This window comes from Anaerococcus sp. AH8042_DFU013_CI05 (assembly GCF_047936775.1).
Classification (GTDB): Bacteria; Bacillota; Clostridia; order Tissierellales; family Peptoniphilaceae; genus Anaerococcus.
Genome location: NZ_CP175954.1, coordinates 603,828 through 628,552 on the forward strand (window position 1 = coordinate 603,828; position 24,725 = coordinate 628,552).

Here is a 24,725-nt window from a genome sequence, read left to right on the forward strand (position 1 = left end):
ACTTCATTATATAATACTTAAGAATCTTTAGCAATCACTTTTACAATTTCAATAATTGTTTCTGATGATTTTTCCAAAAATTCAATAGGAAGTATTTCATACACTCCATGGAAATTTAATCCACCTGCAAAAATATTTGGGCAAGGTAATCCCATAAAAGATAATTTTGAGCCATCTGTACCACCACGTACTGGACTTATTATAGGTTCGATGCTTAAATTTTCCATAGCAGTTTTTGCATAATTTACGATTTCGGGCTTGTCTTTTAAAATCTCTCCCATATTGTAGTAACTATCATTTATCTCTATATTTATTATGTCACCATAAATGTCGTTTAAATAATTTTTATTAGCGATAAATTGATTTTTCATAGATTCAAATTCTTCTCTATCATGATGGCGGATAATATATTCCATATTTGTATTTTCAATATCGCCATTAATCTCGATTAAATGATAAAAACCTTCATAACCTTCTGTATGTTCTGGACGTTTGACATCTCCCAAAAGTCTATCAAATTTAAAAGCTACTGATGTAGAATTAATCATAGTATCTTTTGCAGAACCAGGGTGAACAGATTTACCTTTAACATGAACTTTTGCTGCAGCACCATTAAATGTTTCGTATTCTAGCTCGCCTAAATATCCACCATCTATTGTATAGGCAAAATCAGCACCAAAACTTTCTACATCAAAAGTATCAGCTCCAGTTCCTATTTCCTCATCAGGTGTAAAGGCTATTTTTATATCACCATGCTCAATTTCTGGATGGTTTACAAAATACTCTGCCATATTCATAATTGCTGCAATACCAGCTTTATCATCAGCACCCAGTAAAGTTTCACCTCGTGTTGTTATTAGATTTAACCCTACTAAATCTTTAAGAACTGGAAAATCTTCAATGGTAATAGAGCGTTTATCGTTAAGCTTGATATCCCCACCTTTATACTCAATTATTTGGGGATCATCAATTTTACCTGGCATTTCCGGAGATGTATCCATATGAGAAATAAATCCAACTTTTGGTAAATCTTTATCAGTGTTTGATTTTATCTCTGAAAAAACAAATGCTTCATCGTTAATAGTCGCAGTTAAACCCAAATTTTCTAATTCTTTTTTTAGTTCATTCGCTAAATCCCATTGACCTAACGAAGATGGTTTTTGACTGTCTCCATTTTTTGGATTACTTTTTGTATCATAAGAGATGTACTTTAAAAATCTTTTAGTTATATTATCCATATTCAACCTCTTTTCTTATTTTTACTATACTTTCCTTTGTAATCTGGGGCAAAAATTGGTATATTAATCTTTAGTGAAGGTGATATAATGACAAAAAAATTAAAAATTGTAACTGAAAATATAATACCACAATATGCTACATCAGAAGCTGCAGGAATTGATTTATATTGTTCAACTAAAGAAGATATAGAAATAAAACCAAAAGAGACTGTCAAAATTGATACAAATTTAAAAGTTCAAATTCCAAAAGGTTATTTTGGTGCAGTGTACCCACGTTCATCTACAGGTGTAAAAAGAAAATTAATGCTTGCTAACACAATAGGAGTTATTGATTCTGATTATAGGGGTGAGATCATGATTTACTTTTATAATTATGGAGAAGAGACTCAAATAATTAAAAATGGTGATCGTTTAGCACAACTTGTAATACAACCATATCAACAATTTGAAATTGAAAAAGTTGATAGTTTAGATGAATCCGATAGGGGTGAGGGTGGATTTGGTTCCACTGGTAGATAATGGATAGAAGAAAAGTAAATAGAAAGTTAAAGAAAAATAAGTATAGAATTATAATCTCTATTGTAGCAATATTATCGATTATCTTAATTGCAGCATTCATACACAAAAAAAATATAGAAAGTGCCATTGCAAAATATGATAATGAAATTTTAATTGTAAAGGGAAATGGAGATCAGCTAGATTCTTTAACATTAAAAGAAATTAGAAAATCAGGTGGGGAGAAAAAAACAATTAGTATTAATAATGGACTTGAAAAAGTGGATATCGAGGGAGTTTCTATTGATAAAATTATAGGAAACCTAAATATTAATTTAAAAGATAGAGCAGTAATGCTAATAGAAGATAATGATGGCAATCAAAAGCGTCTTTCAATGTCAGCAGCTCTTGAGCCTGAAAGAGTGTATTTAGTTTATAAAATAGATGGATCACCAGTTTTTGATTTAAATCAACGTAATGGAAAAATGTTATTAATAGATACAAGTGCAGACTCATCTGCATCTTGGGTTAGAAATGTTAAAACCATTGATATTGAGTAATTGCTCACCCCGAGGGTGGGCTTTTTTTATGGTATAATGTTAGATAGAAGAGGAAATACTATGAAAGATAATTTTACATATGAAAAGTTAACACCAATGCTAAAACATTATATAGATGTCAAAAATAGTTTTAAAGATGCCTTACTACTTTATAGGGTAGGGGATTTTTATGAAACATTCTTTGACGATGCTATTATAACCAGCAAGGCTTTAGGACTAACCCTAACAGGAAAAGAATGTGGTCATGATAAAAAAGCTCCTATGTGTGGTGTTCCTCATCATGTTATAGATAATTATGTAAATAAGTTAGTGAAAAAGGGATACAAGGTTGCATTGTGTGATCAGATAGAAGATCCAAAACAAGCAAAGGGCTTAGTAAAACGTGCTATAACTCGCGTGATAACTCCAGGGACCATTACTGATATGGAATCTCTAGAAAATCGTGAAAATAATTATCTATTATCAATCTTTCAAAATAACTTTGGTTTATCTTTATCGTATTGTGACATATCAACTGGTGCTATATTTACAATAGAGTTAAAAGGATCGGATGATTTCATAGCAAAACAAGCTATTGATCAGATAGAAAAAATAAATCCATCTGAAATAATTATAAATGGAAATTATAAACTCAGAGAGCTTTCTAGATATCTAAATCAAAACGCCAATATATTTATAAATTACATAGAAGATAATGGTCAATATGATAACAGTGTTGATACCATAATAGCCCATCTAGGAGATGATAATTTTAAAAAAATTTCTAATAAAAGACTATCAATAGTATCTTTGGCAAATCTTCTAGATTATATATATGAGTTTTATGATGATAACTTAAAACATATCAATAATATTGAAGTTCTAGAAGTATCAAACTACTTGGAACTTGAAGCAAATACCCGCACAAATTTAGAACTTCATAGAAATTTAAATAATAATACTAAAGATGATACAGTTCTAAAAATTCTAGATCAAGCCGATACTGTAATGGGCTCAAGAATTATAAATGAATGGCTAGAACGCCCTTTAATTGATATTGAAAAAATAAATAGAAGGCTAGATATAGTTGAATATTTCTTTGAAAACCCAATTGATTCTCAAAATATTTCTAACTTCCTAGATGATATTTACGATCTGGAAAGATTGGTTGGTAAGATTTCATACAAAAGAGCAAATGCCAGAGATATGATTTCACTTAAGAATTCTCTAAAAAATATTCCAGAGTTAAAATCATATTTAGAAAATATTGATAATGAAAACATAAAAAATTTAGGTATCAATCTTCCTGGAGTAAATGCTTTATGGGATATCTTAGAAAATTCAATAGTTGACGAACCACCTATTTCTATTACTGAAGGTGGGATTATTAAGACAGGCTTTAATAAAAATCTAGATATTTTAAGGACTGAATCAACTAACGCTGTTGAAAAACTAAGTCAATATGAAATTAGCGAACGCGAAAAAACTGGCATAAAAAATTTCAAGATAGTATTTAATAAAAATAATGGATACTCTATTGAAATAACAAAGAGTAATCTCGACAAGGTTCCAGATTCTTATATAAGAAAACAAACCTTGAAAAATCAAGAAAGATACACAACTGAAACCCTTGAAAAACTTTCAAATCTTATCCTAGGTGGAAAGGATAAGGTAAATGACTTAGAATATCAAATATTTAACAATATAAGAGATGAAATATTAGATCAAACCTTAATGTTACAATCACTTGCCAAAATGATAGCAAATATAGATGCACTTAATACTCTAGCTCGTGTAGCAGTTTCAAATAATTATGTAAGACCAGAGTTAAATAATGATGATGAAATAATTATCAACAATGGTAGACATCCTGTTATTGAGTTAAATCTAAAAGAAAATGAGTTTATAGCAAATGATACAGAAATAGGGGAAGACGATAATATAATTCAAATCATTACCGGACCAAACATGGCTGGGAAATCAACTTATATGAGACAAATGGCAATTATTATAATACTTGCTCAAATGGGGTCATTTGTTCCTGCATCTTACGCAAAAATAGGAATTTGTGATAAAGTTTTTACTAGAATTGGAGCTAGTGATAATATCTCAAAAGGTGAATCTACATTTATGCTTGAAATGAATGAGGTGTCAAATATTTTAAAAAATGCCAGTTCAAAATCATTTGTCATATTAGATGAAGTAGGTAGGGGTACTTCTTCAGATGATGGTCTTAGTATTGCTATGGCCCTAGTAGAATATATCTCAAAGAAAAAGCAATTTAAAACAGTATTCGCAACCCATTTCCATGAACTTACAATTTTGGAAAATGAGCTGGATAATGTTGTCAATCTTAAGATCGAAATTTTAAACGAAAATAACAATCTAGTTTTCCTTAGAAAAATAAAAAGAGGTAAGTCAAATCGCAGCTACGGTATTGAAGTAGCAAAACTAAGTGGTCTGCCTAATGAAGTTATAACAAATGCACAAAAATTTATGGAAAAACTTGATAGTGATGAAGTATTTAATTTGGATAAGACTACGGATATAAAAAATACCTTAGATGAAATTAACGATGATAAAATTAATGATATCAAGCAATTATCAGCTAATATCGATATCAATGAACTTACACCTATTGAGGCTATCAATAAACTAAACACTTTAGTTGAAAGGATCAATGAATTATAATGCCAATAATAAAATTAGATGATAGAACAATAGAACAAATAGCTGCAGGTGAAGTTATAGAATCTCCTGTTTCTGTCGTTAAAGAATTGGTGGAAAATTCAATAGATGCAGATGCAAAAAATATAGTCATAGAAATTAAAAAGGGCGGCAAATCTTATATCCGTGTAACAGATGATGGCAGGGGAATAGCAAATGATCAAATGCGCTTAGCATTTGAAAAGCACACTACATCTAAAATCAAAGATTTTTCTGACCTTTATGATATATACTCATTAGGATTTAGGGGTGAGGCACTTGCAAGTATAGTTACTGTCAGTCAAGTAAAAGCAATTTCTAAAACTGAGGATGATGCTGTTGGCAAAAAGTTTGAATTTTTGAATAATAGTGTCAAAGAATCATCTATAGCTACAAATAATGGTACAAGCATTGAAGTAATTAATTTATTTAACAATGTACCAGTAAGAAAGAAATTTCTAAAATCTGATATTGCAGAATCAAATGCTATATCAAAACTTATGTACTCCTTGGCAATAGGATATGAGGGCCTTTCCTTAAAATATATAAAGGATGACAGGATAGAGTTTAAGACTAATGCAAATGAACCTTTGAATATTAGAATTTCTAAGTTGCTTGATGAAAATCTTAAGGATAATTTGATAAAAGTAGATAGTACAGATGATATTTATCATATAAACGGATATATTTCTTCATCAAATTACTACAGGGGAAGCAGAAATCTACAATATCTGTATGTCAATAATAGACTTATAGATAGCAATCTTATTACAAAAATAATAGAAAAAGAATATAAATCTCTAATACCTCAGGGAAGATTTCCAGCATTTTTCTTATTTTTAGATACAAATCCTAAGAACTTGGATATTAATGTTCATCCTAACAAAAGAACTATCAAGTTTAATTACGAAGATAAATTGATAAGTTTGATAGAAAAAACAATTAATCAATCACTAAGAGAAAATGTAAACCCCAATTCTATAAAAATATTAGAAAAAAAAGAGAATTCTATCCCAGACTTGACTAATTATCAAAATCTTTTGGATTCTTATAGCGGATTTAATATAGTTAGAGAAGAGAAATCGTCATATGAAACCGATAATAGTTTTTTTGATACTGATAATACTATAGATTTAGAAACTAAGAAGTCTCTAAAAACGCCAATCAAGGATACAATAGAATTAGATAAAGTAGAAGAAACTTCATTTGTAAACGACAATACATTTTTATACTTAACTAGTATATTTGATAGATATTCAGTCTTTAAAGCAACTGACAATAAAATATATCTCATGGATCACAGAAGAGCTGATCAATCTATAAAATTTCACAAATATATAAAAGATTTGGAAGATTCAACAATTGTATCCCAATTACTATTAAATCCATTGATTATTAATTTAAAAGCTGATGAAAAACTTCGATATGAAACTAATAAAGTATTTATAAAATCATTAGGTTTTGATATAGAAGATTTTGGAAATAGCCAATTAATTGTAAGATCTGTTCCGCATATATTTGAAGATGCTGAGAACGAAAACTTAATTCGAGATTTAATAGATATGGATTTAAGAGAAAAAAATGAAGTCTTTTTTAAAAAACTATATAAATTAGTTAAGGACACTTCATTTAGAAAGGGACACATAATTAATCAAAAGACAGCAGAAGAGCTTATGGCACAAATTTTTAAACTAGATAACCCTTATAAATCTTATGATGGTAAGACTGTGATCTTGGAATTAGATGAAAATACTTTGGAGAAATATTTTGACAGATAATGTAATAATTATAACCGGTCCTACTGCTAGTGGTAAGAGCGATATAGCTATACAAATAGCGAAGGCCTTCAATGGAGAAATAATATCCGCAGATAGTCAACAAGTCTATCAAAATATGGACATAGGAACAAACAAAACTAAGAAATTTGATGGTATAAAACATCATTTGCTAGATATTATAAATCCAGATGAAAACTTCAGTGTAGAGGATTTTTCCAATAGGGCAAATGTGTTGATTCAAGATATAAATAACAGAGGAAAAGTTCCGATAATTGCTGGGGGAACAGGATTTTATATTGATTCTATATTATTTGATATGAATTATGGTCAAGTTTCTCAAAAACCAAAACTACGTCAAAATTTACAGTATATAGCAGATGAAAAGGGTAATGAGTATCTTTATAACAAATTAGAAGATATCGATCCAAAAACAGCTAAAAAATACCATCCAAATGAAACTAATAGGATAATTAGAGCTTTAGAAATATATGAAGTTACAGGCAAGGCTCCATCAGAAGTTCGCTTAGGAGAAAAAGAACTTAACAAAGATATTAATCCAATATTATTTTTTTTAAACTATAACGATAGAACTAGTATTTATGAAAAAATTAACAATCGAGTTATTAAAATGATTGACGAAGGTTTAATAGAAGAATTTACCGAAGTTATAAAAAAATATAATTTAGATCAAGATTCTCAGTCAATGGCCGCAATCGGTTACAAAGAGTTATTTCCCTTTATAAGCAATGAGATTGATATAGATGAATTAATCGATTTAATACAAAAAAATACTAGACACTATGCTAAAAGACAAACTACATGGATGAAACGTTATTTACAATATGGTTTTACCCATGAAATTATTATGGATAATATTGATAAAAATGATGCCGCTGATACTATTATCAGCATTATAAAGGAAACATATGAATTTTAATGAAATATATGAACACTACAATATAAATCCGGCATTTGATGAAATAATTAAAGATGCTGAGACAAGTTTAAGTGATGAATTTAATAATTTAGAGAAAATTTCAGAATTTAACCAATTAAAAGTGCTAAAAGCTTTTAATAAACATAATTTAAATACCCAAGATTTTATATCTGCTACAGGCTACGGATATGCAGATACCGGACGTGAAAAGGTCGAAAAGATTTTTGCAGATATTTTTAAGTCAGAAGATGCCTTAGTAAGACCTAGTATAGTTGCTGGAACTCATGCGCTTTCATTAGTGTTATTTGCTCTATTAAACCATGGGGACAAAATGGTAGCTATTACTGATGATCCTTATGATACAATGCAACAAGTTATAGGTATTGCAGGTGATAAAAAAGGAAATTTAATATCAAAGGGTGTTTCATATGATAAGTTATCATTAGATGAAAACAACCTTATAGATTATAAAAATATTCCAAAAATTATTGATAAAGACACAAAACTTGCGTTAATACAAAGGTCAACTGGTTATACTCAAAGACGTGCATTTACAATTGATGAAATTGAAAAAGCTGTAAAAGAAATAAAAAAAGTAAATCCTAATACTATAGTTTTTGTAGATAATTGTTATGGAGAATTTACAGAAGATAAAGAACCTATTGAAGTTGGAGCTGATATTGTGGCAGGATCCTTAATAAAAAATTTAGGTGGCGGAATTGCTATAACAGGTGGCTATATATGCGGAAAATCTGAGCTTATAGAGTATTGTTCAAACACTTTGACTGCACCGGGTATTGGAAAAGATGAAGGTTTGAGTTTTGGGACTACAAGAAATGTATTGCAAGGTTTATATTTTGCGCCACATATAGTAAAAGAGGCTATAAAAGTTGGTTTATTATTCGGAAAAGTTTTTGAAGATTTTGGTTATGATGTAATACCAAAAGTTGATGACCCAAGAAGTGACATTGTTCAATCCATTATATTTAAAGATCCTGAAAAGGTAATCACTTTCTGTAAATCAATACAAGAAGCAGCTACTGTTGATTCTAATTTAGTTCCAGAACCATTTCCAATGCCGGGTTATGAAGATCCAGTAATTATGGCTGCAGGTGGATTTGTTGAAGGAGCAACTTCCGAGCTATCTGCTGATGGACCACTAAGAGCACCATATGTGGCATATTTGCAAGGTGGATTAAATTATTACCATGGAAAGCACGCTCTAAAATGCGTTTTAAGCAATTTTAAAAAACTAGGATACATATAGGTACCCTAGTTTTTATATGTCTAAATTTGAAAGTGGGTTTTTATTAACTGCTTTTTTTAAATCTTCATCTTCAAGATGAGTATAAATTTGAGTAGTAGAAATGCTGGTGTGACCAAGTATATCTTTTAAAGCTCTAATGTCTACGTTACCGTATTTATACATAAGGGTTGCTGCAGTATGGCGGAGCTTATGAGTTGAATAAACTGAAGTATCAAAGCCTGCTTTTCGTAAGTATTTTTCTATTGTAGATTGAACAGTTCTATTAGAAATTCGTTGTTTACGAGTAGATATAAAGAGGGCGTCTATATATAAGTCATTTAAATATTCTTTCCTTACTCTTAAATAATGGTGTATTAATTTAAGAGCATTTTCTGTAAGGTAAATAGTGCGTTCTTTATTTCCTTTTCCAATTATTTTAAAATGGTCATTTTCTATATCTGAGACATTAATACTAACTAGTTCTGATAGACGCATACCAGTTGTGAGAAAAGTGAATACTATTGCCAGATCACGAGCTCTTAGAAAGTCGTTTTTTTCAGTGTTTATCACATTTAATAAACGTTCTGTTTCTTCTAAGGTGAGGTAGACTGGTTGTCTTTTGCTTATTTTCGGGTTTTTAAGTTTAACTGTTACATTCTTATCAATTACTTCAATTTCTTGATATAGGTAATTATAGAATGAACGCAGAGCGGAAATTTTTCTGGATCTAGTAGTAGGATTATCATCTTTTTCATTATCTAAATAAGAAAGATATGAGTAAAAATCAGTTATATTTAAAAATCCTAAAAAATTTGCGTCAATTACTTTATTTATATCTAAAGGGTTAAAATCATTTATAAAAGATTGCTTGTCGCCATAATATAATTTTCTAATAATTTGATATTCGAAAAATACTTCTAAGTCATACGAATATTCTTTAATAGTTGTGGTAGAAAGACCACGGATTGATTTTAAATAATTTAAGTAATCGGTAAGTATAATAGGTTTTGTGTTTGACATTTGAAAAATTCCTTAATTTTAATGGTTTTTTACTTTATATATAATAATCTTACCTCTATTTAATTTTTTTACAATTATTGCACAAAATTATTATTTTGTGCAATAATTTATAAACACGATTCTCTCCTCCGTTAGAAATATTCAAGCAATTAAAATTATTGCTAGAATTTTTCCTAAACTTCGTATAACAAACTTTAATAATTACATGTCTTACATATTTAAAATATACTTATTTATGTTAAATTAAAAAACTGCCAGTTAAGGCAGTTTAGTTTAAAAGTTCATTAGTATTTCTAATAAATTATCTTGCATATTCTATTGCATTTGATTCTCTTAAGACGTTTACTTTAATTTCTCCTGGATATTCTAATTCTTCTTCGATACGTTTTGCAATCTCTCTAGCAATTACAATCATTTCATCATCTGTTATTCTATCTGGCTTAACCATTATTCTAAGTTCTCTACCCGCTTGTAAGGCAAATGATTTATCTATACCTTCATAAGAATTAGCTATAGCTTCTAAGTTTTCTAATCGTTTAATATAGTTTTCTAAACTTTCACGACGTGCACCTGGTCTTGCTGCTGATATAGCATCAGCTGTTTGTACCAAAATGGATTCTACACAATTTGGTTCAACTTCTCCATGGTGTGATTGAATGGCGTTTATAACATATTTATTTTCGCCATATCTAGTTGCGTATTCTATACCCAACTCTACGTGTGTACCTTCCATCTCTTGGTCTATAGATTTACCAATATCATGTAAAAGTCCACTACGACGAGCTGTTTGAGGATCTGCCCCTATTTCTTCGGCAAGCATTCCTGCAAGTTGTGCAACTTCTACGGAGTGTTTCATAATATTTTGTCCATAACTTGTTCTAAACTTCATTTTACCTACAAGTCTTACAAGTTGTGGATGAAGATTACGAACTCCAGCCGCTTCAACAGCTTGTTCACCATCTTCGATTATTCTTTGTTCCACTTCATCTTCTGCTTTTTGCAAAGTTTCTTCTATCCTAGATGGATTTATACGACCATCCTGAATTAATCGTTCTAAAGCAACTTTAGCAATTTCTCTACGTACTGGTTCAAAAGATGAAATTACAACCGCTTCTGGAGTATCATCTATAATTAAGTCTACGCCTGATAGTTGTTCGAAGGCTCTGATATTTCTACCTTCACGGCCAATTATACGACCCTTCATTTCATCATTTGGTAAAGTTACTACTGAAACTGTATTTTCAGCTACTTGATCTGCTGCATATCTTTGAATTGTTGTAGCTAGGATTTCTGTAGCCATTTTTTTACTTTCAGCTTTAATCTTTTCTTCAGCTTCTTTAATTAATTTTGCAGTTTCGTGGACCGTTTCTTTTTTTACGTCATTAAGAATTATTTCTTTAGCTTCACTATTTGTTAGGCCTGCAATATTTTGCAATTTCAACTGTTGTTCTTCAATCAGTTTATCAATGCTGTCTTCTTTTTGTTTTAACCTCTTCTGATCACTAGAGATTTGATCAGCTTTTTTGTCAATCAATAAAGCTCTATTGTCAAGACTTTCTTCTTTTTTAAATAAGCGAGCCTCTTTTTTGTCGAGTTCATCGCTTCTTTTGCTTAACTTCTTATCATTTTCTAATTTTATTTTAGATATTTCATCTTTTGCTTCAACAAGAGTTTCACGACGTAGTGTTTCTGCTTGCCTATTAGCATCTTCGATGATTTGACGACTGAGCTCATCCGCAGCGCCAATCTTTTTTTCACTAGATTTTTTCTGATAAAGGAAGCCTAAAATAAAAGCTAACAATACGAAGGCGACAGTAATGATTATAACAATTGGATTATCCATTTATTATCACCTCCTATTAAATTCTTGGAAAATACATTCCTTTATAATTATACCATAAATTGATAATTATACGAATAATGAAAATAAAAAACTCTTTAGAATTATTCTAAAGAGTTTGATTTTCTTTTATTTGTTTATCATACATTTCTTTATAGTAACCATTTGATGCTATTAATGTATCATGATTGCCTGATTCCACTATTTTTCCATATGATAATACAATTATATTATCAACATCTTTTATAGTAGATAGCCTGTGAGCAATTATAAAAGTAGTTCTATTTTCTTTTAATTTGTTAATCCCATCTTGGATTATTGTTTCGGTTTCAGTATCTATATTACTAGTTGCTTCATCTAATATTAAAATTTTAGGATTTCTAATATAAGCACGAGCAAAACTAATCAGTTGTTTTTCACCCTGTGATAAGTTGGATCCATTTTCTAAGACCTCGCTATGAATACCTTTATCGATAAGTCTTTGTCCACCAACTGCAATTAACGATTCCTTTATTTCTTCATCAGAAAAATCAAGTCCTAAAGTTATATTTTGTGCTATATCTGCTTTGAATAGGAAAGCATCTTGTAAAACTACAGCCATATCTTTTCTTAGCTGATCTCTATTTACTTTTGATATATCTTTGCCACCAATAGTAATTTTACCACTATCAGTTTTATAAAAGTTAAGTAACAAGTTTATAAGGGTGGATTTTCCAGACCCTGTTTGGCCCACAAAAGCTATTGATTCTCCTTTATCAACTTTAAAAGACATACCTTTTATAACTTCTTCACCTTCTATATATGAAAACCTAACATTATCAAAAATAATCTCTTCATCTATGCTATTAATACTATCAGTAAGCTCTTCTTGAGAATCTAGTTTTAGTAATTCAAATATATGATTTGCTGATGCAATTGATTCTTGGACTTCACCAAATCTCATAATAGAAAAACGTATTTCGTCAAAAAGTCTAGTTGTATAATCAAAAATAACATAAAGACTACCAATACTTACTTCATACCATTGTGTTAATTGACCAAGACCAAAATATATTAAAATAATAATTGAAGCTATATAAGAAACTATGTCCATAGCTCTAAATCCAGAATATGATCTAAGTTTTGCAAGTTTTTTAGCCTCAGAAAATATATGATTATTTGTCTCATTAAATTTATCTTTTATATAATTTTCCTTGTTATAAACTTGAATTAGTTCCATATTTTGAATGTACTCATTAATTTTAGCATTAATTTCTGAAGTACTTTTTCTAATCTCACCAGTATATTTTCGTGTATATCCAGTATATGATTTTGTAATAATATATACTAATGGTGATAGGATAAGAAGCATTAATCCAGCGATTGGATTAGTTGCAAAAATTACAACAATAAGTCCAACTATTAGTATAAATGCTGTAACAATATCTGAAAAAATTAATCTAAACATATTTTTTACTTTATTAGTATCATTTGTTATCCTAGATGAAATTTTACCAGCAGGAAGGTTATCAAAATAAGAAATAGGAAAAGAATTAACTTTTTTATAAACATCATTTTGAATATCAAAAGCTACATTGTTAGCAGCTACCTCAAACGAAATAAAAGTTTTATTTAAAAAGAAACCCGCAAGAGCATTTACTAAAAAATAAATGATTAATAGCCAAATAATTATTTTTATAGATTCATTATCCATACCTTCTTTTATAACATTATTAATCAAATATCCTATAATAAGTGGAGATATTATTTCTAATATTGTTCTAGAAAATGAAAATAAAAAACCTTTTATAAAAGCAGTTTGTTGTTTCTTTGCATAGGATTTTAACAAGTTTAAAGAAAAGTTGTCCCTTTTAATCATTTAAACTACCTCCACTTATCTGATTTTCATATTGTTTCTTATACCAAGTATCTCTGCTCATTAGTGATTGATGATTGCCCTGATCTACAATTTTTCCCTCATTTAATACAATTATTTGATCACAATTTTGCACTTGACTTATTCTGTGAGCGATAATGATTGTAGTTTTATCCTCTCTAATTTTTATTAAATTATTAATGATATTTTGTTCAGTATTAGCATCAACCGCACTCATTGCATCATCTAGAATTAAAATTTGTGGATTAGATAAAACTGCCCTAGCAATAGCTAATCTTTGTTTTTGTCCTCCAGATAGAGATACACCCTTTTCACCAGTAAGAGTACCTAGTCCATCAGAAAATTCATTAACATCTTTAGTAAAATCAGCAATTTCAATAGCTTTTTTTACTTCCTCATCTTTTGCATATGGATTTGAAAACTTGATATTATTTAAAATGGTATCTGAAAATATCATGTGTCTTTGTGGTACATAACCAATCTTATCTTTAAAAGATTTAGCAGAAACTTCGTTAAAATAATCGGTTCCAATTATAATTGAATCTTTATCAACCTTGTATATATCTAATAATTGTCTGATTAGTGTTGTTTTTCCACTTCCAGTTTTTCCTATAATACCGATAGAAGATCCATTTTTAATATTCAAATTGAGATTATTTAATGCCAATTCATTACTAGATGGATATTTGTAGGAATGATTAACAAAGGTGATATCCAGAGGGTCATCTACAACTTTTTTATTATCGGAAATTTTAATTTCTTCTTTATAATTTAAAATTTCTAGTATTCTATCCATTGCTGCACTTGCTTGTTGGTGCAGATTTAAAAACTCACCAACTGCAAACATAGGCCAGATAAGCATATTTAAATAATAAGTAAATGATACTAGTTTGCCTACGCTAAGTGCCCCTTTAGAAATCAAATAAGATCCATAACCCACTGCTATTACATATGATAGAGATGTTAAAACCCTTTCAAAAGGCTCAATTATCGCTCTAACTCTTTCAAGATCTACGTTGTTATTTGCTAGTTCACGAGCTTTTTTGTTAAACCTTTGTTCACGCAAGTTACCAATATTATAAACTCGTATGATTCTAATTCCCTGCACATCCTCTAAGACTTCATCAGTCAAATCATCAAATGATTTGTTTACCTCCTTACTTCTTTTATAAATTTTTTTCATAATACGAGTAAGGCCAAAACCAAGAGCTATGAAAGGTAGCACTGCATAAATTGTCATTTTAAAATCTATAGTGATTACCATCATAGCAACTATAAAAATTGGAAAAAGTGCAGCATCAAAAAACGCTAACAATCCGAAACCTGCAAATTGTGCTACTTGGCTAACATCTTGAGTAGATTTACTCATAAGTGATCCAGTAGGATTATTTTCAAAAAATCGCTGAGACTGTTTTAAAAATTTACTCATCAGCATATCACGAGATGTATACTCCATTAAAGCTGATGCTTTAAATATATTGAATGACCAGCCTATTGCTGTAACATACTTTAGAATTATTAGTATAAAAGAGATGGCAATCATTTGGATAAATTTATCCATAGTTAAATTCCCAGTATATACAAGATCAATTATTTTACCTGTAACATATGGTAAAAAAAGAGAGATAATGTCACTTAGTACTAAAGAAATAGATCCAATTATATAATTTCTTTTAGCATACTTGAAAAACCAAGAAAAATTCTTGAACATATAAATTCCTTTTAAAAATTTTTATTAAAAAATAGCCAGTAAAAAACTGACTATTTATGTTTCTAATTATAATTTAAATCTAAGATTCAAATTTAATTATGCATTCATTTGTGATGCTACTTCTGATGCGAAATCTTCTTCTTTTTTCTCAATTCCTTCACCAACTTCGAATCTAGCAAATCTTCTGATTTTGATGTTTTCTCCAACTTTGCTTGCTACTTCTCTTAGAAGTTCTTCTACTGTTTGGTCTGGGTTTTTGATATATGGTTGATCTAATAGGCATACTTCTGAAAGATATTTTTTAAGTCTACCTTCAACTTTTTTCTCAGCAATCATTTTTTTCTTATCTTCTGGCATATCTGCTGAAGCTTCATTAATTGCTTGATTTACTAAGATTTCTCTTTGTTCAGCTATATCATTTTCGTCTGCATCTTCTTCAGAAATATATAAAGGATTTGCTGCAGCTATGTGCATAGCAAGGTCTCTTGCAAAGTCTTTTACTGAATCGGTATTTGCAGAAAAGTCTGTTTCTGTATTAATTTCTACAATAACTCCAATTTTGTTGTTGTGAATGTATGAACCAATAACACCTTCAGCTGCAACGCGTCCTGCTTTTTTATCTAATGTAGCTTGTCCTTTTTCTTTTAAAAGTTTTACAGCTGCATCGATATCACCATTAGATTCTTCTAAGGCTTTTTTGCAGTCCATCATTCCAGCGCCTGTCATTTCTCTTAATTCTTTTACTAAACTTGCACTTACTGCCATCTTATTTCTCCTTAATTTTCTTCTGTTTCTTCGTGAGCAGATGTTTCGATTTCTTCTGCTGCATTTTCTAATTCTTCGTTTGATAGAGGAGCTTCTTCCTCAGCTTTTTCTTCACTTTCTACTGAAGTTTCTTCATCATCATCTGTAGGGATGAAATCTTCTTCAGATGGATCAAATTCGCTTCCTTGATTTGCTTCTACAACTGCATCAGCGATTACTGTTGTAATAAGTTTTACTGCACGGATAGCATCATCGTTACCTGGGATAGCTAAGTCAACTTCATCTGGGTCACAGTTTGTATCTACAATTGCTACAACTGGAATACCTAGAATGTGAGCTTCGTGAATTGCGATTGATTCTTCACCTGGATCAACAACGAATAGTACATCAGGAAGTTTTTCCATATCTTTAATACCGCCAAGGTTTTTTTCTAATTTATCCATTTCTTTTTGGTATTGTAGTACTTCTTTTTTAGGTAGAAGATCAAATGTTCCATCTTCTTCCATTTGTTCATATCTTTTTAGTTTTTCAACACTTTTTCTGATTGTGTTAAAGTTTGTTAACATACCACCTAACCATCTGTTAGATACGTAGTATTGGCCAGATCTTTTTGCTTCTTGTTCGATAGCATCTTGAGCTTGTTTTTTAGTTCCTACAAATAAAACATCTCCGCCGTCTGCTACTATGTCTCTAATCATCGCATAAGCATCCTCAATTTGAGTTGCTGTTTTTTGTAAATCGATAATATAGATACCATTTCTTTCTGTGAAGATGTATCTAGCCATTTTAGGGTTCCATCTTCTTGTTTGGTGTCCAAAGTGTACACCAGCTTCTAGTAATTTTTTCATTGAAACTACTGCCATATATATTCCTCCGTTTTCTTCTTCCACGCTCTTCTTTTGAACATTTAACCACAATTGGCAACGAAATGTCCATCCGAGTGTGTGTATATTTTTGTAGTACTGTAATATTTTACTATAGACTTATTAAAATATCAATACTAAAACATAGCTTCTACAAAAGATTCTGAGTCAAATTTTTCTAGATTATCGATTCCCTCACCAAGTCCTATATATTTTACAGGTACATCAAGTTCTACTTGTAATGGGAATATTATTCCTCCCTTGGCTGTACCATCAAGTTTTGTAAGTATTAGACCTGAAATATCTGTAACATTTTTAAATTCTCTTAACTGATTTACTGCATTTTGACCTGTTGTTGCATCTAAAACTAAGATGTTTTCACGCGTTGCACTACCAGCATGGGTATCAATTGTTTTGTTTATCTTTTCTAACTCTTTCATCAAGTTTTTCTTATTGTGAAGACGCCCTGCTGTATCACAAATCAAAACGTCTACATTTTTACTCTTAGCAGATTTTATAGCATCAAATATTACTGCAGATGGATCTGCTCCCTCGCTATGGGCTATCATTTCAACATTAGATTTATCAGCCCATTCTCCAAGCTGTTCAATAGCCGCTGCCCTAAATGTATCAGCAGCAGCAAACATTACAGATTTACCATCTTTTTGTAAGCTATGAGCAAGCTTTCCTATAGTAGTTGTTTTACCAACACCATTAACCCCTATTACAAGTACAATAGCTAGTTCATTTGGTACGATATTTAAGTTATTGTTTAGATTATTTTCATCTAGTTTATTTACCATTATCTCTTTTAGAACTGGATATATTTGGTCAGAATCTTTTATACTTTGTCTTTTTATTTCATCACGCAAATTATCCACTATATCTAAAGTAGAATCCATACCTATATCAGAAGATATTAAGATTTCCTCCAGTTCTTCATAAAGGTCATCATCTATTTTAACATTTGCAGTAAATAAATTTTTTATTTGTGAAGAAAATTGATCACGAGTTTTGATTAGTCCTTCTTTTAATCTGTCAAAAAATCCTAGCTTTTCTTCATTAGACTCATTAAGATTTTCTGTGTAATCTTCCTCAGGATAAGATTCTTGGTCTTGATCATAATCATAAGATAAGTCTTCGGAGTAGTTATCATCTTCGTAATTATAATTTAAATTTTCATCATATTCAGAATTAGTATTATCAAAATAAATCGGTTCATCAGATACAGGTCTATCTTCAAAACTATATCCATCATCTTTATCTAATTTAGAATAAGAGTCTTTATCTGATTCGGTGGAAGCTGATGGCTCAAAAACTAGTTTTTCCTCATTATTTTCATCGGCTGGTCTATCATCAACTTCTCCTTGATGGTTTTCCATATAAAACTCATCATCGGATAAATTATTTTTCTCTTCAAAATAATTATCTTCATAATTTTCGTCTAAATTCTCTTCTCTAGCTTCGTCATCTTTTTTCTTTTTTTTAAAAAAATCAAACATTTTTGCTCCTTAATTTATATTCGTAGGATTTAAGGCTGGAATAAAACTTGTTTGCTTATATTTATTTATAAATTCATTTCGCAATTTATTTACAGTATCTCGTACAAAATCCAAATCTTTATTCCCAACTTTTATAATAATATTATACCTATGTTTATTGTTTATTCTCGATATTTTACAAGGATTTGGACCTATTATTTCTACTTGATCTAAAGCCATAAGTTCATTTCTTAACATTGTAGTAAATTTCCTTGATATATCAATTGTATTAATTCTATCGGTATCAATAATTTTTATTGTAATTATATTTTTATAAGGTGGATACGAAAAAGCACTTCTTTCAATCAATTCATTTTTGTAATAATTAGCATAGTCACTATTTTTTACAGCTTGAATAACGAAATTATCGGGCCTATAGGTTTGTATAATCACTTTTCCTTTTTTCTTATCTCTACCACTTCTACCAGCGACTTGAGTTAGTAATTGAAAAGTATTTTCTTGAGACCTAAAATCTCCTACATTTAAACTTAGGTCAGCGGAAATAATTCCAACAAGAGTCACATTTTTAAAATCCAAACCTTTTGCAATCATTTGCGTTCCTAATAGGATATCAATTTTATTGTTTTTCATACCTTCATACATTTTCTCATAGGTTGATTTGCTTGTGGCTTTCATACTATCCATACGCATAATATTTGCTTGTGGAAATAAACGTCTTACTTCCTCTTCTAATTTTTCTGTTCCAGCACCAAATTCCTTAATTTTTTTAGAATGGCAATTTGGACAAACATTAGGTTGATTTTTGGTTCTTCCGCAATAGTGACAAATTAATTTATCAATATTTTTATGATAGGTCATTGCCACATCACAAGCTTCACATTTTATAACATAACCGCAAGTCCTACAAAAGGTATAAGAATTATGACCTATTTTATTTAGAAATAGGATAGTTTGCTCTTTTTTTTCTAGATTATTTCTTATTTCTTCTTGTAATTTATAGCTAAGTACTGAATAATTAGAATTTTTAAGCTCATCTTTCAGGTCTATAACTTCTATATCTGGTAGATTGTTATTTACTCTTTTGTGTAAATGGATTATTTCATATTCCCCATTTTGAGTTCTACTCATGGTATTTATTGATGGAGTAGCTGAAGCTAATATCAAATTGCAATTATTGTAATTAGCTCTAAATTTAGCTATCTCATCGGTATGATATTTGGGATCTTGTGATGAAATGTATGAGTTATCATGTTCTTCATCTATAATTATTATTCCTAAATTTTTAAATGGTGCAAATATGGCAGATCTTGCACCGATCGCAATCTTTACTTCGCCATTATTTATCATTCGCCATTGATCAAATCTTTCGCTTGGAGTAAGTCTAGAATGAATTATTGCGATTTTTTCATCAAAACGCCCTTTAAATCTTTCAATTGTTTGAGGAGTTAGGGATATTTCCGGAACGAGTATTATTGCTTCTTTGCCCTGGTTAATTATTTCTTCTACTATTTGTAAAAATATTTCTGTCTTACCTGATCCAGTAACACCAAACAGTAAAAAATGGCCAGCAGGATTTGATTTTATTTTTTTAAAAGCTGATAGCTGCTCATCATTTAGGGTGAACTTCTTATATTTATTATAAATGCTGGTAATTTCTTTTTTTGATTCGCGTTTTATAATTTCAACTATTCCTTTTTTAATCAAAGCATTTAAGCTAGATTTTGCTGCTTGTGTATCTTTTAATACCTTAAGAATATTGCTTTCACCATGTTTTCTTAGATAATCAATTATAGCCATTTGCTTACTTGCATTTGCATTTAAGGAAATATTCTTACCAGTTAAAAATACAAACTCATCATATCGAACATTTTGAGTGTTTTTTATATCGTACGAAATTCCAATTTTACCTTCATCAACTAGATTAAATATTTGTTCCTTAATTTCACCAAAATTATTAGTGATCTCCGCCATGGTCTTGCTTTTTTTTAAGAAATTTAAAATTTTAGAATCTTCATCAGATTTTGAATAATAGAAAGTTTTTATATTTTTAATATCGGTTGGTGGCATTACCTGTTTTAATGACGCTTGGATTGGGGACATGTAAGTTTCGCTCATAAAAAAGGCTAAATCCATTAACTCATCTGAAATTAGCCTTTTATCATCGATGATTTTTAAAATATCCTTTATTTCATAATCAACATCTATATCTTCAATCATCTCATAAACAAAAGCAACGCTAGTTTTGTTTCCCCTGCCAAAAGGAACTATAACTCTCATTGCTATGTCTATTTTATTATTAAATTTTTCTGGTATATGATAGGTAAAGCTACGATTTAAAAATCTACTTTTGCTATCAATTATTACTTTTGCGTAAATAATATCACCTAACTAAATCTAAAATATTGTTTGCAAGTTCTGTCTTAGTCATCTTTTCTAAATTTTTTACCTCATCATGGGATATGATACTTGCGATATTGGTATCAGTGTTAAATCCTGCACCTTCTTTAGTAAGATCATTTGCTATTATATAGTCAGCATTTTTCTTATTCAGTTTCTTATTTGCATTTTCTATTAGATCATCGGTCTCTGCCGCAAATCCTATTACAGTTTGGTTTTTCTTTTTATTGCCAAAATATTTTAAAATATCAATATTTTCTATAAATTCCATTTGTAAATTTTGACCAGATTTTTTAATTTTTCTATCACTTACAACGCTAGATTTATAATCCACAGGCGCAGCAGCCATGATTAATGCATCAGCATCATCAAAATTTTTATCAATAGCATTTTTCATTTCTTCGTTTGTAGTAACTTCAATGCGATTGATACCCTTAATTTCAAAGGGTTTTACGGGACCTGATACTAAAACTACTTCCGCTCCACGTTTTTTAGCTTCATTAGCAATATTATATCCCATTTTGCCACTAGAATGATTTGTAATATATCTAACAAAATCTATAGGCTCAACGGTAGGTCCTGCTGAGACGATGATTTTCTTGCCCTTTAAATCTTTTTCTGTAAAATAATCTTCAAGATATTCAACAATATTTTCAGGTTCTTCCATCCTACCATCGCCTACTGTGTTACAAGCGAGAACCCCAGATTCCGGAGCAATCACCTTTACGCCATATGATTTTAAAGTTTCAATATTTTTTTGCGTTGCAGGATTTAACAGCATTTGGGTATTCATAGATGGAGCTATAATAACATCTTTCTTACAAGCTAAGTAAGAAGCTGTAAGAAAATTATCCGAAATACCATTAGCCATCTTTCCAATTGTGCTTGCTGTCGCTGGTGCAATTAACATAATATCTGCCCATTTTGGCAAATCTATATGGTGCACACTTTCATGATGGCCTTCCCACATATCAGTGTAGACCTTACATCTGCCCATTGTTTCAAAAGATAATGGTGAAATAAATTCGGTTGCAGCTGGTGTCATAATTATGCTTAAATTAACATTCTTTTTTTTTAGTCTAGAGCATAGTTCCAATACTTTATAGCTTGCAATACCACCAGATACACCTAGTAAAATATTTTTATTTTCAATCATTTCTTAGATACTTTACCCTCAATAACTTCATTTAATGCTTGAGTTACTGGTTTTGCTTCAATGTGGTTTGTTAATGGAGCTGATCCACTTACAATTCTTCTAGCTCTTTTTGAGACCATCATGCAGATATCGTATCTACTTGGGCTAATTTCTGATAATTTTTTAAAAGATGGATTATTCATCTAAAATCTCCTTTATGTCAAAATCTTCTTCTCTAAATACTTTATGCTTTTCAGCATTTATTATCTCATTTACTGAATTTATAGCTGAGTTAATATGATCGTTTATTACTAAATAGTCATAATGCTTGATATATTCTAGCTCTTTACGAGCGTTTTTCATTCTTAGATTTATATCATTTTCGGTTTCAGTACCACGTCCAACAATTCGGTTTTTAAGTTCTGATAAGCTTGGGGGCGCCAAAAATATGAAGACTGCATTTTCGGTATTATGCTTTACATTTACCGCACCTTGGACATCTATTTCTAATACAACTATCTTCCCTTGATTAATTTTTTTGTCAATAAAATCTTTAGGTGTACCATAATAATTATTATGTACATGGGCATATTCCAAGAACTTGCCCTCATCAATCATTTGCTTAAACTCTTCATGTGTCTTATAAAAATAAGAAACCCCTTCTATTTCCCCATCTCTTTTATCACGAGTGGTTGCAGAAACAGAATAAACTAGGTTTTTTTGTGTGTTCATAAGATCATGAAGAACTGTACCCTTACCTACTCCAGATGGACCAGATATGACTAATAAAAAACCTTTCTTCATTACGCCTCCTTATTATAAATATTTTACTTTTATGCCCCCTTATTACAAGTAATAAAAAAAGTATAATAAATATGAGGTGACTAATTATGACATATGATGGAATAGTAACAAGAAAAATAGTAAACGAGTTAAATGCAAAACTTTTGGGAGGCAAAATTCAAAAAATCACCCAACCTTCTAAAAATGATATAGTTTTTAATGTTTACTCAATGGGTTCTAATTATAAATTGTTAATAAGTGCAAACAATAATGAAGCTAGGATAAATTTAACAGAAAAAAAATATGAAAATCCAGATACTCCCCCAAATTTTACTATGGTTTTAAGAAAACATATTAATCAAGGGAAAATAATTGATATATCCCAAAAAGGATTAGACAGAGTTGTAATTTTTTCTATAAGTTCTATAGATGAAATGGGTTTTGATACTAGTAAGAAACTTATAGTAGAAATCATGGGAAAATACTCAAATATTATTCTAACTGATGAAAATTATAAAATAATCGATTCTATTAAAAGAGTTAGTGAGACTATGTCCTCTGTAAGGCAATTACTTCCTGGTTTAAAATATGAATTTGTTGAAGATGATAAATACGATATAACAGATCCTAATTTTTCCTATGATATAAAAAAATTAGACCAAAAACTTCCTGACAACGCAAAGCCTGATAAGATTTTTCATAAAACTTATACTGGGTTTTCACCAATCGTAGGAAAAGAGATAGCATACCGAGCAGGCATCGATCAGAGAATTAGCTGGGGATTAGTTAGTGAAGATGAAAAAGAAAGAATGAATGATATTTTATATGAGATAAGAGATAATATTGCAAGTCAAAATCTTTGTGCTTATTCATATAAAAGTGATAAAAAAATCAAAGAGTTTCATACTCTAGATTTAACTCATTTAGATTATGAAAAAGAAAAATATAGTCTCATGAGTGAAGCAATAGATGAATTTTTTGATGTTAATAAAACTCATGATAGATTAAATCAAATAAAGACTGACTATATCAAGAAAGTAAATTCACATAAAAAAACAACACAAAAGAAAATAAATATTTTAAATGATAATATATTAAACGAATCCAAAATAGAGCCATTACGAAAAAATGGAGATTTATTATCGGCTAATGTTCATAGGATTAAAAAAGGTGACAAAGAAATATTTTTAAACGACTTTTATGAAGAAAATAAAGAAGTAAAGATTGACCTAGAACCTTTAAAGACACCTTGGGAAAATGCTGAAGGCTTTTATAACAAGGCAAAAAAAATTAAAAATTCTGTAAACTATGCAAGAAAAGATCTTCCAAAACAAAAAGATTATCTAAACTATCTAAATCAATTGATAGATTTTATAAATAGATCAAATAGCATAGATGATTTAAATGATATTCGTGATGAGATGATTGAGAATCATATTATTAAAAAGACAACAAAGCATAAGATTAAAAACAAAAAGTCTAAACCATATCATTTTGTAACAGAAAATAATTCAGATATTTATGTAGGTAAAAATAGTAGTCAAAATGATTATTTAACTTTAAAGTTAGCTAATAAAGATGACTTATGGTTTCATGTTAAAGATCTTCCAGGTAGCCATGTTATCTTAAGATCTGAGAATATAAACGATGATGACATTTTAATAGCAGCATATCTTGCCGCTAATAATTCATCAATTAGTAGTGAAGAAAAAATTGATGTAGATTATACTGAGAAAAAAAATGTAAATAAAGCTAAGGGTGCAAAGCCTGGTATGGTCTATTATGAAAATTTTAATACTATAACCATAGATACAAATACTGACCTAAGCGAAAAATACAAGGAAATTTAAAAAACCGGTTCTTTATTTCAAGTCCCGGTTTTGTTTTTATTTAG

The 24,725-nt window shown here is 29.8% G+C and carries 19 protein-coding genes; 7 read left to right on the forward strand and 12 right to left on the reverse strand.

Features of this window, described 5'->3' with window-relative positions:
- Positions 1-17: 17 nt before the first annotated feature.
- Positions 18-1,238 (reverse strand): peptidase T, encoded by a 1,221-nt coding sequence (pepT, locus tag ACKRLN_RS03290; RefSeq protein WP_416335244.1) that lies wholly within the window; start codon positions 1,236-1,238, stop codon positions 18-20.
- Positions 1,239-1,325: 87 nt separating this feature from the next.
- Here pepT and dut point away from each other — a divergent pair, with 87 nt between their 5' ends.
- Genes dut through ACKRLN_RS03320 form a run of 6 tightly spaced genes read left to right on the forward strand, consistent with a single transcriptional unit; the run spans position 1,326 to position 8,960 of the window.
- Positions 1,326-1,757, forward strand: coding sequence for a dUTP diphosphatase (gene dut, locus ACKRLN_RS03295; RefSeq protein ID WP_203126543.1), 432 nt, complete (start codon positions 1,326-1,328; stop codon positions 1,755-1,757).
- Positions 1,757-2,293: a hypothetical protein gene (locus tag ACKRLN_RS03300; protein WP_203126544.1), complete on the forward strand. Its 537-nt coding sequence runs from the start codon at positions 1,757-1,759 to the stop codon at positions 2,291-2,293. The genes dut and ACKRLN_RS03300 overlap by 1 nt, the downstream gene beginning before the upstream one ends.
- Positions 2,294-2,353: 60 nt before the next feature.
- Entirely contained in the window at positions 2,354-4,963 is a 2,610-nt protein-coding gene (mutS, locus tag ACKRLN_RS03305) for a DNA mismatch repair protein MutS (protein WP_416335245.1), read from the forward strand.
- On the forward strand, positions 4,963-6,756 hold the full coding sequence (mutL, locus tag ACKRLN_RS03310; protein WP_416335246.1) for a DNA mismatch repair endonuclease MutL: 1,794 nt from the start codon (positions 4,963-4,965) through the stop codon (positions 6,754-6,756). The genes mutS and mutL overlap by 1 nt, the downstream gene beginning before the upstream one ends.
- The gene (gene miaA, locus ACKRLN_RS03315) at positions 6,746-7,693 is read left to right on the forward strand and encodes a tRNA (adenosine(37)-N6)-dimethylallyltransferase MiaA (protein WP_416335247.1); all 948 of its coding nucleotides are present in this window, start codon (positions 6,746-6,748) and stop codon (positions 7,691-7,693) included. Before mutL ends, miaA begins: the two co-directional genes overlap by 11 nt.
- Positions 7,683-8,960: an aminotransferase class I/II-fold pyridoxal phosphate-dependent enzyme gene (locus tag ACKRLN_RS03320; RefSeq protein WP_416335248.1), complete on the forward strand. Its 1,278-nt coding sequence runs from the start codon at positions 7,683-7,685 to the stop codon at positions 8,958-8,960. Before miaA ends, ACKRLN_RS03320 begins: the two co-directional genes overlap by 11 nt.
- Before the next feature lie 12 nt (positions 8,961-8,972).
- On the opposite strand, the gene ACKRLN_RS03325 is transcribed toward ACKRLN_RS03320, so the two are convergent.
- The 11 genes from ACKRLN_RS03325 to gmk all read right to left on the reverse strand — a co-directional run bounded on the left by ACKRLN_RS03325 (position 8,973) and on the right by gmk (position 22,852).
- A complete protein-coding gene (locus ACKRLN_RS03325; RefSeq protein ID WP_203126552.1) occupies positions 8,973-9,959 on the reverse strand; it encodes a tyrosine recombinase XerC in 987 nt (328 codons plus the stop codon).
- Positions 9,960-10,260: 301 nt separating this feature from the next.
- Entirely contained in the window at positions 10,261-11,802 is a 1,542-nt protein-coding gene (rny, locus tag ACKRLN_RS03330; protein ID WP_416335249.1) for a ribonuclease Y, read from the reverse strand.
- Positions 11,803-11,908: 106 nt separating this feature from the next.
- Positions 11,909-13,657 carry an ABC transporter ATP-binding protein gene (locus ACKRLN_RS03335; protein ID WP_203126556.1) on the reverse strand — a complete coding sequence of 583 codons (1,749 nt, stop codon included), beginning with the start codon at positions 13,655-13,657 and terminating at the stop codon, positions 11,909-11,911.
- Positions 13,650-15,386: an ABC transporter ATP-binding protein gene (locus ACKRLN_RS03340; protein WP_416335250.1), complete on the reverse strand. Its 1,737-nt coding sequence runs from the start codon at positions 15,384-15,386 to the stop codon at positions 13,650-13,652. Before ACKRLN_RS03340 ends, ACKRLN_RS03335 begins: the two co-directional genes overlap by 8 nt.
- 96 nt (positions 15,387-15,482) lie before the next feature.
- Positions 15,483-16,151: a translation elongation factor Ts gene (gene tsf / locus ACKRLN_RS03345; RefSeq protein WP_203126560.1), complete on the reverse strand. Its 669-nt coding sequence runs from the start codon at positions 16,149-16,151 to the stop codon at positions 15,483-15,485.
- An 11-nt stretch (positions 16,152-16,162) separates the two neighbouring features.
- Positions 16,163-17,014: a 30S ribosomal protein S2 gene (rpsB, locus tag ACKRLN_RS03350; RefSeq protein ID WP_416335251.1), complete on the reverse strand. Its 852-nt coding sequence runs from the start codon at positions 17,012-17,014 to the stop codon at positions 16,163-16,165.
- Between the two features lie 137 nt (positions 17,015-17,151).
- A complete protein-coding gene (gene ftsY / locus ACKRLN_RS03355; protein ID WP_416335252.1) occupies positions 17,152-18,516 on the reverse strand; it encodes a signal recognition particle-docking protein FtsY in 1,365 nt (454 codons plus the stop codon).
- Positions 18,517-18,525: 9 nt separating this feature from the next.
- Positions 18,526-20,895: a primosomal protein N' gene (gene priA, locus ACKRLN_RS03360; RefSeq protein ID WP_416335374.1), complete on the reverse strand. Its 2,370-nt coding sequence runs from the start codon at positions 20,893-20,895 to the stop codon at positions 18,526-18,528.
- Position 20,896: 1 nt separating this feature from the next.
- Complete coding sequence (coaBC, locus tag ACKRLN_RS03365) at positions 20,897-22,069, reverse strand: bifunctional phosphopantothenoylcysteine decarboxylase/phosphopantothenate--cysteine ligase CoaBC (protein WP_416335253.1); 1,173 nt, start codon at positions 22,067-22,069, stop codon at positions 20,897-20,899.
- Positions 22,066-22,251, reverse strand: coding sequence for a DNA-directed RNA polymerase subunit omega (rpoZ, locus tag ACKRLN_RS03370; protein ID WP_203126568.1), 186 nt, complete (start codon positions 22,249-22,251; stop codon positions 22,066-22,068). The genes coaBC and rpoZ overlap by 4 nt, the downstream gene beginning before the upstream one ends.
- The gene (gene gmk / locus ACKRLN_RS03375) at positions 22,244-22,852 is read right to left on the reverse strand and encodes a guanylate kinase (RefSeq protein WP_416335254.1); all 609 of its coding nucleotides are present in this window, start codon (positions 22,850-22,852) and stop codon (positions 22,244-22,246) included. Before gmk ends, rpoZ begins: the two co-directional genes overlap by 8 nt.
- Before the next feature lie 86 nt (positions 22,853-22,938).
- On the opposite strand from gmk, the gene ACKRLN_RS03380 reads away from it, so the two are divergent.
- Complete coding sequence (locus ACKRLN_RS03380; protein ID WP_416335255.1) at positions 22,939-24,681, forward strand: Rqc2 family fibronectin-binding protein; 1,743 nt, start codon at positions 22,939-22,941, stop codon at positions 24,679-24,681.
- The last annotated feature ends 44 nt before the right edge of the window (positions 24,682-24,725 follow it).

Bases quoted from the DNA above. Each gene is read 5' to 3' on its own strand.
- dut (WP_203126543.1), top strand. From the start codon at position 1,326: ATGACAAAAAAATTAAAAATTGTAACTGAAAATATAATACCACAATAT.
- ACKRLN_RS03325 (WP_203126552.1), bottom strand. From the start codon at position 9,959: ATGTCAAACACAAAACCTATTATACTTACCGATTACTTAAATTATTTA.
- ACKRLN_RS03300 (WP_203126544.1), top strand. From the start codon at position 1,757: ATGGATAGAAGAAAAGTAAATAGAAAGTTAAAGAAAAATAAGTATAGA.
- mutS (WP_416335245.1), top strand. From the start codon at position 2,354: ATGAAAGATAATTTTACATATGAAAAGTTAACACCAATGCTAAAACAT.
- ftsY (WP_416335252.1), bottom strand. From the start codon at position 18,516: ATGTTTGATTTTTTTAAAAAAAAGAAAAAAGATGACGAAGCTAGAGAA.
- ACKRLN_RS03340 (WP_416335250.1), bottom strand. From the start codon at position 15,386: ATGTTCAAGAATTTTTCTTGGTTTTTCAAGTATGCTAAAAGAAATTAT.
- rpsB (WP_416335251.1), bottom strand. From the start codon at position 17,014: ATGGCAGTAGTTTCAATGAAAAAATTACTAGAAGCTGGTGTACACTTT.
- pepT (WP_416335244.1), bottom strand. From the start codon at position 1,238: ATGGATAATATAACTAAAAGATTTTTAAAGTACATCTCTTATGATACA.
- ACKRLN_RS03320 (WP_416335248.1), top strand. From the start codon at position 7,683: ATGAATTTTAATGAAATATATGAACACTACAATATAAATCCGGCATTT.
- mutL (WP_416335246.1), top strand. From the start codon at position 4,963: ATGCCAATAATAAAATTAGATGATAGAACAATAGAACAAATAGCTGCA.
- tsf (WP_203126560.1), bottom strand. From the start codon at position 16,151: ATGGCAGTAAGTGCAAGTTTAGTAAAAGAATTAAGAGAAATGACAGGC.
- rpoZ (WP_203126568.1), bottom strand. From the start codon at position 22,251: ATGAATAATCCATCTTTTAAAAAATTATCAGAAATTAGCCCAAGTAGA.
- ACKRLN_RS03380 (WP_416335255.1), top strand. From the start codon at position 22,939: ATGACATATGATGGAATAGTAACAAGAAAAATAGTAAACGAGTTAAAT.
- gmk (WP_416335254.1), bottom strand. From the start codon at position 22,852: ATGAAGAAAGGTTTTTTATTAGTCATATCTGGTCCATCTGGAGTAGGT.
- ACKRLN_RS03335 (WP_203126556.1), bottom strand. From the start codon at position 13,657: ATGATTAAAAGGGACAACTTTTCTTTAAACTTGTTAAAATCCTATGCA.
- coaBC (WP_416335253.1), bottom strand. From the start codon at position 22,069: ATGATTGAAAATAAAAATATTTTACTAGGTGTATCTGGTGGTATTGCA.
- rny (WP_416335249.1), bottom strand. From the start codon at position 11,802: ATGGATAATCCAATTGTTATAATCATTACTGTCGCCTTCGTATTGTTA.